Here is a 13,050-nt window from a genome sequence, read left to right on the forward strand (position 1 = left end):
GGGAGGCGATCGTCGGCGGCCGACCGTTCGCGGGGCTGGTGATCGACGTCGGCAACCCGCACCTGGCGTGTGTGGACGCCGACCTGACCGCCGGGGAACTGGCCATCCTCGACGTCGGCGCGCCGGTCTCGTTCGACGCTGACCGGTTCCCCGAAGGAGTGAACGTAGAGATCATCACCGCCCCGCGGGAAGGGTCGATCTCGATGCGGGTACACGAGCGGGGTGTGGGCGAAACCCGGTCCTGCGGAACCGGAACCGTCGCGGCCGGGGTGGCCGCGCTGGCCTTCGACGGCGCGAACACCGGCACGCTGCAGGTCGCGATCCCGGGCGGCGAGACGACCGTCACCGTCACCGACGCCACCAGCTACCTGCGCGGGCCCTCGGTGTTGGTGGCCCGTGGCGAAATCGCCGACGAGTGGTGGTCGCAGTGGTGAGTGACCCGCAGCTGCCCAGCGCCGGTGAACTTGCCCTCGACGATCGCTCCGCGCTGCGCCGGGTCGCCGGACTCTCCACCGAACTGGTCGACATCTCCGAAGTCGAATACCGCCAGCTCCGGCTGGAGCGGGTGGTGCTGATCGGGGTGTGGACCGACGGCAGCGCCGCCGACGCCGAGGCGAGCATGGCCGAGCTGGCCGCGCTGGCCGAAACCGCCGGCTCGCCGGTGCTGGAGGCGCTGATCCAGCGTCGCGACAAACCCGACCCGTCGACCTACATCGGCTCCGGCAAGACCATCGAGCTGCGGCAGGTGGTGCTGGCCACCGGCGCCGACACGGTCATCTGCGATGGCGAGCTGTCCCCGGCGCAGCTGACCGCACTGGAGAAGGCGGTCAAGGTCAAGGTGATCGACCGGACCGCGCTGATCCTGGATATCTTCGCCCAGCACGCCACCAGCGCCGAAGGCAAAGCCCAGGTGTCGCTGGCGCAGATGCAGTACATGCTGCCGCGGCTGCGCGGCTGGGGTGAGTCGATGTCGCGGCAGGCCGGCGGTCGTGCCGGCGGCAGCGGCGGCGGGGTGGGCCTGCGTGGCCCCGGCGAGACCAAGATCGAAACCGACCGGCGCCGTATCCGGGACCGGATGGCCAAGCTGCGCCGCGACATCAAGGCGATGAAAAAGGTCCGCGACACGCAGCGGCACCGCCGCCTGGCCAGTGACGTGGCGTCGATCGCGATTGTCGGCTATACCAACGCCGGCAAGTCCAGCCTGCTCAACGTACTGACCGGTGCCGGGGTGCTGGTGGCCGATGCACTGTTTGCCACCCTGGAACCCACCACCCGGCGCGGGGAATTCGACGACGGTCGGGCGTTCGTGCTCACCGACACCGTCGGCTTCGTGCGGCACCTGCCCACCCAGCTGGTCGAGGCGTTTCGCTCAACGCTGGAGGAGGTTGCCGATGCTGATCTGCTGGTCCATGTTGTCGACGGCTCCGATGTGAATTCGCTGGCGCAGATCAGCGCGGTGCGCCAGGTGATCGGCGAGGTGCTTGCCGAGTATGACGGCAAGCCCGCGCCGGAGTTGCTGGTGGTCAACAAGATTGACGTCGCCGGGGATCTAGCGTTGGCGCAGCTGCGCCGCGCGCTGCCCGGGGCGGTGTTCGTCTCGGCGCGCACCGGGCACGGCATCGACGCGCTGCGCCGGCGGATGGCCGAGCTGGCCGCCCCGCCCCACACCGCCGTGGACGTGGTGATCCCGTACGGCCGTGGCGATCTGGTGTCGCGCGTGCACGCCGAGGGGCACGTCCAAGACGCCGAGCACAAGGCAGAGGGCACCCGGGTTCGCGCGCGGGTCCCGGCGGCGCTGGCCGCCAGCCTGCGGGAGTTCTCGACGAACGGCGGTCAGGCGACATCGTAGCCGCGCGGGACGGTTCGAGACGGGACGCGCTTGGGTCAGTCCTGATCGGGACTGCGTCGCTCCAAGAGTTCGACCACGCGGTGCAGGCCGGCTGTGGTGGCGTCCAGCTTGCCACGTATCTCGAGGAACCCGTTGTCGACCTGATTGAAGCGGCTGTCCATCTGGTTGAAGCGGCTGTCCATGTGGTCGAAGCGGCCGTCGATCCGGTCGAAGCGGGCATCGACGTATTTGCGTAGGTCGGTCAGGTCCGTGCGCAGTGCGTTGAAACTGCCGGCCGTGGCTTGGCGGAAATCGCGTAATTCGGTATGGAACTCGGTGCGGATACCGTGAAGCTCGCCGCGAAACTCTATGCGGAAATCGTGCAGCCCGCTGCGGAACTCCGCCGTGTCGCGGTCGGCGGCGCCGGCCAGGATCCGTGCTGCAACAGCGTCTTGTTCGCTGGCCCGTACCCGCTCGTTGAGCTTGTGGACCTGCGTTTCCAGCGCAGACACTCGGGGTTCCAGATCATCCGATGGCATGATCGCGATCCTACCGCCGGCAGGCCGGCGATGAATTCGCTTATCCACAACCGATCGGCCACGGTCGGTGTCAGTCGCCCTCGACAACAACCCGCCGGCACCACCGGTGGCCCGGGCCACTGTCCCTCCCGACATTGCGCTCGCACCATGCCGATCACGATCGCCTCGCGGTCGACGGGGCCATTCGGGGCCATTCGGGGCCATTCGGGGCCATTCGGCCTTCGCCTTCCCGAGCCGAAAACCGCCAGAAAACGTGCCGTCCAGTCCGACCAACCATCCGGTCGGTATAGGTTAGGCGGCACATTCCCCATCCGCCGGAGGTGATTCATGGGCACTACCAACACGCAGGCCGTCAAATACCAGCGCACGCTCTTCGAGCCTGAGCACCAGCTGTTCCGCGAGTCCTACCGGGCGTTTCTGGACCGTCACGTCGCCCCGTTTCACGGCGACTGGGAGAGGGACAAGATCGTCGACCGTGGTGTCTGGCTGGAGGCCGGCAAGCAGGGCTTCCTGGGTATGGCTGTGCCGGAGGAATACGGTGGCGGCGGCAACCCCGACTTCCGTTACAACACGATCATCACCGAGGAGACCGCCGCCGGCCGCTACAGTGGCATCGGCTTCGGGCTGCACAACGACGTAGTCGCCCCCTACCTGCTACGGCTGGCCAGCGAGGAACAGAAGCAGCGCTGGCTGCCGAAATTCTGTACCGGCGAGTTGATCACGGCGATCGCCATGACCGAGCCCGGCACAGGCAGCGATCTGCAGGGCATCAAAACCCGCGCCGTCAAAGACGGCGACCACTACGTCCTCAACGGGTCGAAGACGTTCATCACCAACGGCATCCACTCCGATCTCGTGATCGTGGTCGCGCAGACCGGCCCCGAGAAAGGTGCTCAGGGCTTCTCACTGCTGGTCGTCGAACGCGGCATGGCGGGCTTCGAGCGCGGCCGCCACCTGGACAAGATCGGGTTGGATGCCCAGGACACCGCGGAGTTGTCGTTCGTCGACGTCGAGGTTCCGGCCGAGAACTTGCTCGGCGCGGAGGGCATGGGGTTCATCTACCTGATGCAGAACCTGCCCCAAGAGCGGATCTCGATTGCCATCATGGCCGCGGCGGCGATGGAGACGGTGCTGGAGCAGACCATCGCCTACGCCAAGGAGCGCACGGCGTTCGGCAGGCCGATTGGCAGTTTTCAGAACAGCCGGTTCCTGCTAGCCGAGCTGGCTACCGAGGCGACCATGGTGCGCATCATGGTCGACGAATTCATCCGCCTGCACCTTGACGAGAAGCTGACGGTCGAGCAGGCCGCGATGGCCAAATGGTACGCCAGCGAAGCCCAGGTGCGGTTGATCGATCGGTGCCTACAGTTGCACGGCGGCTACGGCTACATGCGGGAATATCCGATCGCGCGTGCGTACCTGGATTCGCGGGTGCAGACGATTTATGGTGGCACCACCGAGATCATGAAGGAGATCATCGGCCGCAGCCTGGGTGTTTGATGCCGGGTGACCTGGGCTGCTCGGGGACGTGGTTGGGTATCAATTCGGCATCAGGCGCGTATCCGTTTCCGTAATCTTGTTGATGTGGCTTCGCAATTGCCATTCGTTGGAGCAAACTCTATAGCGTCTATAGCGGAAATAGTGACGAAATTGGGTATGACCGGGGAGGCTTGGTGACTGGGCGACGAGGTCCGTTACGGAAGACCGCGACGCGAGTGGCGATCGGTCTGGCGTTGGCGACGGCCTTGGTCGGCGCCGTGCTGTGCACGCCGACCGCGGCGGCGTCGCCGGAGACCGACGCTTACGACGCAATCACCGCCACCTGGGAGGCGGCCGGCGGAGCGACGTCACCGCTGGGCAGCCCGCACGGGGATGTGTATCCGGTCGGTGGCGGTTTCGCCCAGAACTTCGCCGGCGGCAAGATATTCTTCACCCCGGAGACCGGTGCCCGGGCGATGTACGGTGCCATCCTCGACAAATACGAGTCGCTGGGCGGTCCGGCCAACAGCGACCTGGGATTCCCCAACACAGACGAGGTTCCCGGGTTGGTCAGCCCGGACAGCCGGGTCACGATCTTGTCGGGATCCTCCGACACCGATCACCCGGTGATCTTCTACACCCCCGAGCACGGCGCGCACGTGGTACGCGGCCCGATCAACGCCGGCTGGGACAAGCTCGGCAGTTCGACCGGGGCGCTGGGCGTCCCGGTTGACGACGAAAGCTACGGCGGCAGTCACGGCGAGGTCGTCACGCAGAAGTTCAGCGCCGGCCAGCTGTCCTGGAACAGCAAGACCAGGACATTCACCACCGTGCCGCCGGAGCTGGCTGCGCAGCTGGCCGACCTGCAGATCCCGGTCGACCCGACAGCGGCCATCAATCAGGCCTGGCGCGCCACCGGCGGAGCCGCCGGCCCGCTGGGCGCCAGACAGGGCAACCAGTATCAGGTCGGCAACGACGGTGTCGGGCAGGACTTCACCGGCGGCAAAGTCTACTTCAGCCCGGCCACCGGGGCGGGTGCCGTCGAAGGCGACATTCTGGCCAAGTATGAGTCGCTGGGCGGGCCGGTCGGCAGCGACCTGGGCTTCCCGGTGGCCAATGAGGCCGACGGCGGCATTCCGGGCAGCCGCATCAGCAGGTTCTCCGGTGCCGGCGAACCGGTGATCTTCTTCACCCCCGACCACGGCGCCTTCGTGGTGCGCAGCGCCATGCAGGCGGCCTGGGACAAGCTGGGCGGTGCGGCGGGTAAGCTCGGCGCGCCGGTCGGCGATCAGACCGTCGAAGGCGACGTGGTGTCGCAGAAGTTCACCGGTGGCAAAATCTCGTGGAACAGCAAGACCAACACGTTCAGCACCGAGCCGGCCGACCTGGCCACACTGCTCTCCGGTCTGCAGATACCTGGGGTGCCGAACGCGAGCAGCTCGGCCACGGCGACCGGCGCGGCCCATGGATTGCCCTGGCACTGGTGGTGGCTGGCGGCCGCAGTGGCCGGGCCAGCCGCACTGGCCGCGCTGGCGTGGGCGGCGTTATGGTGGCGTCGGCGACATCGGCCCGGGGTTCGGGCCGGCGGGGCCGATGCGGCCGGGCGGGCCTACGCTGACGCCGGCGAAGACGAGCAGTGGTCGAGGGCTCACGGCGGCCCCGACGTCAGCGTGCGATTGCCGAGCCGGTATGGCGAGCCACCCGCCGGCCCGTCATCCGGCGCGGATCTGGAGCCGGGCAGGGACTGGGCGGCCGGCCTGGCCACCGACCTGGCAACCGAGGTCGAAGAGTCCGATGACGTGGACACCGCGCCCACCCGCATACCGTCAGACGAACAATTCGGCACCGGACGACACGCCGCGGTGACCCACTCGGGCTTCGAGGCGGATACCGGTTCGGGGCCGGGTGTTCCCCGGTCCGGAGCGCCGGCGCATCCGGTGATGCATCTTCCACTGGACGACCCGTACCAGGCACCGTCGGGGTATCCGGTGAAGGCCAACATCGGCTCCGGCCTCTATTACACGGCCGAAAACGCCCTGTATGACGACACGCTTGCCGAAATCTGGTTCGCCAGCGAAGAAGCCGCCCAGCAAAACGGCTTCGTCAAGGCTCGGTAAGGCTCGGTAAGGCTCGGTACGTCAACTCAGGGGCAGCGTCAGTTCCCGCTCGGTGTCGGGGCGAACTCCGAAGATGCGCCGCTGGTCTTCGGCGATCGGGATGTCGTTGATGCTGGATTCGCGGCGGCTCATCCGACCGTCGTCAGTGAACTCCCACAGTTCGTTGCCGTAGCTGCGCCACCACTGTCCGCTGGGGTCGCGGCTCTCGTACTGATAGCGCACCGCAATCCGGTTGCCGTGGCAGCACCACATCTCCTTGCGCAGCGCGTAGTCCAGCTCGCGTGCCCACTTGCGGCGCAGGAACTCCGCGATCTGCGCACGTCCGGTAAGGAATTCGTCGCGGTTGCGCCACACCGAGTCCTCGGTATAAGCCTGGGTAACCCGTTCAGGGTCGCGGGTGTTCCAGGCGTCCTCGGCGGCCTGCACCTTCAGCCGGGCGGAGTGCTCGTCAAAAGGCGGGCACGGCGGGTTTGACATGGCGGGCTCCTAGCGACTCCAGCGGGTTCATCAGGCCCGTCAGATTTTGCGCAGTACCGTGACCACCTTGCCGAGCACCGTAGCGTCGTTGCCCTGGATCGGGTCGAAGGCCGGATTATGCGGCATCAACCAGACCTGGCCGCCGGTGCGCTTGAAGGTCTTGACGGTGGCCTCGCCGTCGATCATGGCGGCCACGATGTCGCCGTTGTCGGCGACGTTCTGCTGCCGTACCACCACCCAGTCACCGTCGCAGATCGCCGCGTCGACCATCGATTCACCGGCCACTTTCAGCAGAAACAGTGCACCCTCACCGACCAGTTCACGGGGGAGCGGGAAAACGTCCTCGACGGCTTCCTCGGCCAGGATCGGGCCACCAGCGGCAATGCGTCCGAGGACGGGGACGAACGCGGGTTCGGGTGGGGAGTCGACACCGGCTTCCGAGCCGGCTTCGGTCACCGGCGCGGCGGGCGCGCCGTCGAGGGTGCTCTTGGGTGGGCGCACGTCGACCGCGCGAGGACGGTTCGGGTCACGGCGCAGGTAGCCCTTGCGTTCCAGTGTGCGCAGCTGGTGGGCGACCGACGATGTCGAGGTCAGCCCAACAGCGTCGCCGATCTCCCGGATGCTGGGCGGGTAGCCGCGCTCGGTCACCGAAGCACGGATCACGTCCAGGATGGTGCGCTGTCGGACGGTCAACGTCGGGTCCGATGCCGGTAGCCGTTTCGGGGCGGCGCGTCGCGTACCGGTTGCTGAGTCGTTGCTGGTGTCGATCATGGGATCGAATGTAGTCGCTTTCCCGCAGATGATCAAACACCTGTTCGAGGCGTGTCGCGGCGACGACCGCGGTTGTCGGTGCGCGGGTCTAAAGTCAGCCGCGAACCGCCAGTATCGCCTACACGTTCGACACTCGAACAAAGGATCGACTATAGTTCGAACATGGGAGCGATGAAGATCGGATGGCGATCAGGATGGAGGAGACGAGCATGAGGCTCATCGAGATGGTTCCACCGGTTACGCGAGCGGCGTCCGGACAGGTTCGGGAACATCACGGCGACCGGGGCATGGACCGGGCGCGTCGTGCCCGGCCGGTGCGGTCACGACCGGGCGCTGCGCGAACACGCTACCGGGGCACCGGGGTGCTGATGTCTCGAGCACCGCACCGGCCACTTCCGCTCAGGGCCATCACCCCGGTGACCACCGTCGCGCTCGCGTTGGGGGCCGCCCTGACCACGGTGTGGTTGGGTGTGCTGGCGCACTTCGGTGGGGTGGCTGCCGGTAGCGCTGGTACCCGAGCCGCAGTACCCCAGCAGCTGGGCGTGGTGCGAGTACAGACCGGGGAGAGCCTGCAGCACCTGGCGGCAAGGGTTGCGCCGGACGCGCCGACCGGCGAGGTGGTGGATCGCATCCGCGAACTCAACCGGCTGGACTCGGTGGCGCTGGAAGCCGGCCAGATCCTGATCGCACCGATCGGTTGAGCGCAGCGTGTCCGGCCAACTCCGATCATCTGCCGGCGCAGGTGGGCACGGCATTTCGTCCGCACTTCGTCCGGCGGCCCCACCGCCGCCGCCTCGCTGCACCGTACCCTCGCAGGTACGCTCACTGTTGTCCCAGTTGCCGGAAGCATCCGCTTCCCGGTGCGGCGAAGGAGCGGCCATGCACTGCCCGTTTTGCCGTCACCCTGATTCCCGGGTGGTCGACTCCCGCGAAACCGATGAGGGCCAGGCGATCCGTCGGCGCCGGTCGTGTCCGGAGTGCGGCCGGCGGTTCACCACCGTGGAGACCGCTGTGCTGGCGGTGGTCAAACGCAGCGGAGTCACCGAGCCATTCAGCCGGGAGAAAGTCGTCAGCGGAGTGCGCCGGGCGTGTCAGGGCCGGCAGGTCGATGATGACGCGCTGAACCTGTTGGCTCAACAGGTGGAGGACACCGTGCGCGCCGCCGGCTCGCCGGAGGTTCCCAGCAACGAGGTGGGGTTGGCGATCCTGGGACCGCTGCGGGAACTCGACGAGGTGGCTTACCTGCGGTTCGCCTCGGTGTACCGGTCATTCTCGTCAGCGGATGATTTCGAGCGAGAGATCGAGGCGTTGCGGGCGCACCGCGGCGTGTCCACGCCCACCTGATGCGGGCCCACAAATAGGTAGGCTGGCACCGTGTTGCCCGATCTGCACCCCAACCTTGAGGAGCTGGCACCGCTGCTGGCTACGTGGACCGGCCGCGGCTCGGGCAAATACCCGACGATCGAGCCTTTCGACTATCTCGAAGAGGTGGTTTTCTCCCATGTCGGCAAGCCGTTCCTGGTCTACGGTCAGAAGACCAGGGCGACCACTGACGGCACGCCGTTACACGCCGAGACGGGATATCTGCGTGTGCCCCAACCTGGTCGGGTCGAATGGGTGCTCGCGCATCCCAGCGGCATCACCGAAATTCAGGTGGGCGGCTATTCGCGGACCGGGGAGCAGATCGAGATCGAACTGAGCGCCACCACGATCGGCTTGACACCGACCGCCAAAGAGGTGACAGTGCTGGGGCGTTCGTATCACCTCCACGGCGACGAGCTGTCGTACACGCTGGAGATGGGCGCAGTGGGTCAAACCCCGCAAAACCATCTCACCGCCGTGCTGCGGCGAACGGTCTAATCGATCCTCACTTACCCGGCGACAACGCGGCGCGATCCCGGCTGGGGTGCTCTCCGTTCCGAGATCGCGTGTTCGCAATTGCCGATCCGCAGCAACTCCCGCAGTGTGGTGTCGTCATATTCGGCGGGTTCGGTGCTGTCGATGAAGTTTTCGACGACGTCGACGAAGCGGTCCGGGTCATCGTGAAACGGGAAGTGCCCCGAGCCGTCGAAAACCTCCAGCCACGAGCCGGGCATCGCGTCATGTGCCACCCAGGCGTGGCGAACCGGGACGACTGTGTCGTGTTTACCCCAGATGATTTGTACCGGAACGGATTCCGTCAGATAGCAGCGGTTCAGCATGCTGATCACCTGGCCGTGCCAGTCCACCACTGCCCGTAATGTGCGGGTGAATGCCAACAGTGCGTCACGCTCGGGCAGGGCGGCCAGCACCCGAAGCATGTCGGGAAGGTCGTGCCCCACCCGAGTCGAGCCGAAAACCAGGCCCGCTGCCCGTCCGGCGAGTTTCAGCGCCGGCAGCACCATCGGCAACCGCAGCAATGCCAACGCCTCGCCGCCCAGCGGCAGCGAGGCAAAGCGCAGGAAGAAGTTGATATCCTTGGTGACTCCCCCCGTCCCGACCAGGACCAGCCGTTCGACCAGCTGCGGGAACTGGTAGGCGAACTGCATCGCTACCCCGCCGCCGAGTGAGTGGCCGATTACCGTGACCCGGTCGATGTCGAGGACGCGAAGCAGATCCCGCATCCGGTTGGCAGACGCGGCCACCGAATAGTCCGCGCCGCTCGGTTTCCCCGACTGCCCGTGGCCCAACAGGTCCGGCGCAATCACCGTGAACCTCTCCGCCAGCCGGGCCTGCACACTCGCCCAGGTGGTGGAGTTGTCCCCGATCCCGTGGATGAGCAGCACGACCGGGCCGGTACCGGCGATCCGGTAGGCCCGCCGACGGCCATTGATGGTGCGGACCCGCAACTGCGGCACCGGGTGTTCGGGTGAGTTTGCGGAAGTGACCTTCGTATCGTGGGGCTGTCGATCAGGCTGAGTCGTCACCGCCGGCCTCTTTTCTTGCCTGCTGGGCCAAGAACCGCTCAAACTCGGCGCCGATCTCATCCCCGCTGGGCAGGTCCTCTTCGCGGGACAACAGCGACCGGTTCTCCTGAGCCGCGACGAACGCGTCGTACTGGCGCTCCAGTGCGGCGACCACCTGCGCCACCTCGGCGCTGGCCTCGACCTGCTCGTCGATCTTGATCCGAATCTGGGCCGCCCCGTCGCTCAGCTCCGTCAGCGGCAGTTGCAGCGACCCGGTTTTGGCCACCTGCTCCAACAACACCTGAGCAGCCTCCGGGTAGTCGGTCTGGGCCAGGTAGTGGGGCACGTGCACGGTGAATCCGACCACTTCATGACCGTGCTGAGCCATCCGGTATTCCAAGAGATTGGAGGCGCTACCGGGAACCTGGACCTCGGCGATCCACGGTGTGTGGTCAGCGATCAGCTCGCGGTTGTTGGAATGCGCGGTCAGCGTTACTGGCCGGGTGTGCGGAACCGCCATCGGAATGGTGCCCAGTCCGATGGTCTGCCGTACGCCGAGCCGCTCGGCCAGCAGCCGCACCGCGGTGACGAACCGCTCCCACTTAAGGTCCGGCTCCATGCCCGCCAGCAGGAGAAACGGTGTGCCGACGCTGTCGTGCAGCGCATGCAGGCTCAGCTCGGGTTCCCGGTAATTGGTGAAGTGGTCGGTCTTGAACGTCATCAGCGGTCGTCGGGAGCGGTAGTCGAGCAGCTCATCGATCGCGAACGAGGCGACCAGTTCGGTGTCTAGCGCCGTCTTCAAATGCTCGGCGGCCAACCGGATCGCATGACCGGCATCGGAGAACCCCTCCAGCGCGTGAACCAGCACCGGGCCACGGCCGTCGGGGGAGACCAGTCGCGGCGCTGGCAGCTCAAGTTGGTACATACCGGACTGTTCCGGGTGGTAGCGCCCTTGCTGCCCGGGGTTTTGGTCCTGGGCCATGGCTTGCCTCCTTGAATGTTTACGTCGACGACCTCAATCCAGTGTCTCTCAGGTGTGGTGCATACGCCCGTCGACCCGCCTCTATGTTCGAAACGTCACAATGCCGCACGCGGATTCCGGGCGTCGGTTTCGCGTTGAGCGAAGCTGCACAGTCACGACTTCGTCCACAGGTCGGCGGCCTGCGTGGCTCGGCGGCACGCCATGGTCGGCGCCGATCGCCACTGTTGCCGGTATGACGACAAAGCAACCCGATTTCACCCTCAACCGGCCCGGTGCGTTGATCGCGGCTCTGCCGGCCATCCTGGGTTTCGTGCCGGAGAAATCACTGGTCCTGGTCTGCATCGACGGCGGTGAACTCGGGTCGGTGCTGCGCGTCGACCTCACTGCACAGCTCGGCGACATGGCCGGCCAGCTCTCCCGGCTGGCACAGGTCGCTGCGGCAGCCCATCCGGCTGCCGCGATCGCGGTGATCGTCGATGTCGACGGCGCGCGCTGCCCGGTGTGCAACGAGGAGTACCGCAAACTGTGCACGGCACTCACCGAGGAGTTGTCGCGGCACGACATCATGGTGTGCGCCGCACACGTGGTGGACCGGGTGGCAACCGGTGGGCGCTGGCACTGTGCCGACGGCTGCGGCGCGGGTGGAGCGGTCGATGATCCCTCGGCGTCGCCGCTGGCGGCTGCGGCCGTGCTGGACGGCCGGCGGCTCTACCCGCGCCGTGCCGACCTGCAGGCGGTCATCGCGACCGACGAACCGGTACGTGCGGCGGTTGCCGCCGTGATCGACGAACGTGCGGCTGTTCGTGCGGCGGCGGGCCGCGCGGACCCCGAGGGCTCCGAGGACCAGGCCCGCCGCGACGTCGAAGAGATGGTGGTGGCTGCGGCGACGGTCGCCGCCGGCAGCCGGCCGGGCGATGCGGAATTGGCCACGCTGGGCTGCACGCTGACCGACGTGACGGTCCGTGACACGTTGTTCGCGCTGGCCGTCGGCGGGAAAGCCGCAGAGGCCGAGACACTGTGGGCGCTACTGTCACGCACGCTACCCGAGCCGTGGCGTGCCGAGGCGCTGGTGCTGTTGGCGTTCAGCGCCTACGTCCGTGGTGACGGTCCGTTGGCCGGGGTGTCCCTGGAGGCCGCGTTGCGTTGTGCACCCACGCACCGGATGGCGGGCATGCTCGACACCGCCCTGCAATCCGGGCTGCGGCCCGAGCGGATTCGTGAACTCGCGGAAACCGGCTACCGGCTCGCGCATCGCATCGGGGTACGGCTGCCGCCGCGGGCGGAATTCGGGCAGCGCGCCGGCTGACAGCCACCGGATAGTGCTGGGTAGCGCTGGATAGCGCCGCGTTGAGTTAGACCTTCTCGACCTTCACGGCGTGCGCCATATCGTGGGGCAGGTCCACATCTACATGGCCGGGCATGACGATCGTCACACCACCGGCGGCGTTGGTCGCGGCAGTCACCCGTGCGCTGGGTACCACCCCGGCGTCCTTGAGCCGGGTGATCAGGCCGACGTCGCCTTGTACGTGTTCGGCGAGCTGACGCACCACCACCGCCACGGGCGATCCGGTCGGCAAATCGGTCAACCGCATCAGGTTGGCGTCGCCGGCACCGAGCTCCCGTCCGACGCCGAGGTCCAGCAGCCCGGGGATCGGGTTGCCGAACGGCGACGTGACGGGATTGTCCAGTACTTTCAGCAGTCGGCGTTCGACGTCTTCGCTCATCACGTGCTCCCACCGGCAGGCCTCGGCGTGCACCTCTTCCAGGGGCAGCCCGATGACGTCGACAAGCAACCGTTCGGCCAGCCGGTGCTTGCGCATCACCGCTACGGCCATGGCACGCCCCTTCTCGGTGAGCTCCAGATGGCGGTCACCTGCCACCCGCAGCAGGCCATCGCGTTCCATCCTCGACACGGTCTGGCTGACGGTGGGCCCGCTTTGCTCCAAGCGTTCGGCAATCCGCGCACGCAGCG

General features: G+C 67.0%; 14 protein-coding genes. 8 read left to right on the plus strand and 6 right to left on the minus strand.

Annotation, left to right across the window (positions count from 1 at the left end; all coding sequences use genetic code 11):
* Window positions 1-434 (plus strand): diaminopimelate epimerase (gene dapF / locus AC2VOP_RS00005; protein WP_486959056.1); only part of this gene is annotated, 434 nt, incomplete at its 5' end.
* Entirely contained in the window at window positions 431-1,849 is a 1,419-nt protein-coding gene (gene hflX, locus AC2VOP_RS00010; protein WP_486959057.1) for a GTPase HflX, read from the plus strand. The genes dapF and hflX, both read left to right, overlap by 4 nt.
* Window positions 1,850-1,884: 35 nt before the next feature.
* On the opposite strand, the gene AC2VOP_RS00015 is transcribed toward hflX, so the two are convergent.
* Complete coding sequence (locus AC2VOP_RS00015) at window positions 1,885-2,367, minus strand: hypothetical protein (protein WP_486959058.1); 483 nt, start codon at window positions 2,365-2,367, stop codon at window positions 1,885-1,887.
* Between the two features lie 327 nt (window positions 2,368-2,694).
* On the opposite strand from AC2VOP_RS00015, the gene AC2VOP_RS00020 reads away from it, so the two are divergent.
* A complete protein-coding gene (locus tag AC2VOP_RS00020) occupies window positions 2,695-3,867 on the plus strand; it encodes an acyl-CoA dehydrogenase family protein (protein WP_486959059.1) in 1,173 nt (390 codons plus the stop codon).
* Window positions 3,868-4,040: 173 nt separating this feature from the next.
* Window positions 4,041-5,963, plus strand: coding sequence for an LGFP repeat-containing protein (locus AC2VOP_RS00025; protein WP_486959060.1), 1,923 nt, complete (start codon window positions 4,041-4,043; stop codon window positions 5,961-5,963).
* Between the two features lie 21 nt (window positions 5,964-5,984).
* Here the strand turns inward: AC2VOP_RS00025 and AC2VOP_RS00030 are convergent, their stop codons facing one another.
* Both AC2VOP_RS00030 and lexA read right to left on the minus strand, forming a co-directional pair.
* On the minus strand, window positions 5,985-6,440 hold the full coding sequence (locus tag AC2VOP_RS00030; RefSeq protein ID WP_486959061.1) for a nuclear transport factor 2 family protein: 456 nt from the start codon (window positions 6,438-6,440) through the stop codon (window positions 5,985-5,987).
* Window positions 6,441-6,479: 39 nt separating this feature from the next.
* A complete protein-coding gene (lexA, locus tag AC2VOP_RS00035; RefSeq protein ID WP_486959069.1) occupies window positions 6,480-7,208 on the minus strand; it encodes a transcriptional repressor LexA in 729 nt (242 codons plus the stop codon).
* 212 nt (window positions 7,209-7,420) lie between these two features.
* On the opposite strand from lexA, the gene AC2VOP_RS00040 reads away from it, so the two are divergent.
* From AC2VOP_RS00040 to AC2VOP_RS00050, 3 genes are all read left to right on the plus strand, one after another.
* Window positions 7,421-7,912 carry a LysM peptidoglycan-binding domain-containing protein gene (locus AC2VOP_RS00040; RefSeq protein ID WP_486959062.1) on the plus strand — a complete coding sequence of 164 codons (492 nt, stop codon included), beginning with the start codon at window positions 7,421-7,423 and terminating at the stop codon, window positions 7,910-7,912.
* A 178-nt stretch (window positions 7,913-8,090) separates the two neighbouring features.
* Window positions 8,091-8,555 (plus strand): transcriptional regulator NrdR, encoded by a 465-nt coding sequence (gene nrdR, locus AC2VOP_RS00045; RefSeq protein WP_486959063.1) that lies wholly within the window; start codon window positions 8,091-8,093, stop codon window positions 8,553-8,555.
* Between the two features lie 30 nt (window positions 8,556-8,585).
* Window positions 8,586-9,071, plus strand: a complete 486-nt coding sequence (locus AC2VOP_RS00050) for a peroxynitrite isomerase (protein ID WP_486959064.1) — start codon at window positions 8,586-8,588, stop codon at window positions 9,069-9,071.
* An 11-nt stretch (window positions 9,072-9,082) separates the two neighbouring features.
* Here AC2VOP_RS00050 and AC2VOP_RS00055 read toward each other — a convergent pair whose 3' ends face one another.
* Window positions 9,083-10,048 (minus strand): alpha/beta fold hydrolase, encoded by a 966-nt coding sequence (locus AC2VOP_RS00055; protein ID WP_486959065.1) that lies wholly within the window; start codon window positions 10,046-10,048, stop codon window positions 9,083-9,085.
* A 52-nt stretch (window positions 10,049-10,100) separates the two neighbouring features.
* Window positions 10,101-11,078: a proteasome assembly chaperone family protein gene (locus AC2VOP_RS00060; protein ID WP_486959066.1), complete on the minus strand. Its 978-nt coding sequence runs from the start codon at window positions 11,076-11,078 to the stop codon at window positions 10,101-10,103.
* A 232-nt stretch (window positions 11,079-11,310) separates the two neighbouring features.
* On the opposite strand from AC2VOP_RS00060, the gene AC2VOP_RS00065 reads away from it, so the two are divergent.
* On the plus strand, window positions 11,311-12,384 hold the full coding sequence (locus tag AC2VOP_RS00065) for a DUF4192 domain-containing protein (RefSeq protein ID WP_486959067.1): 1,074 nt from the start codon (window positions 11,311-11,313) through the stop codon (window positions 12,382-12,384).
* 46 nt (window positions 12,385-12,430) lie between these two features.
* Here the strand turns inward: AC2VOP_RS00065 and AC2VOP_RS00070 are convergent.
* On the minus strand, window positions 12,431-13,050 hold a 620-nt coding region (locus tag AC2VOP_RS00070; protein ID WP_486959068.1), incomplete at its 5' end, for a metal-dependent transcriptional regulator.

This window comes from Mycobacterium sp. TH-M106, assembly GCF_057473765.1.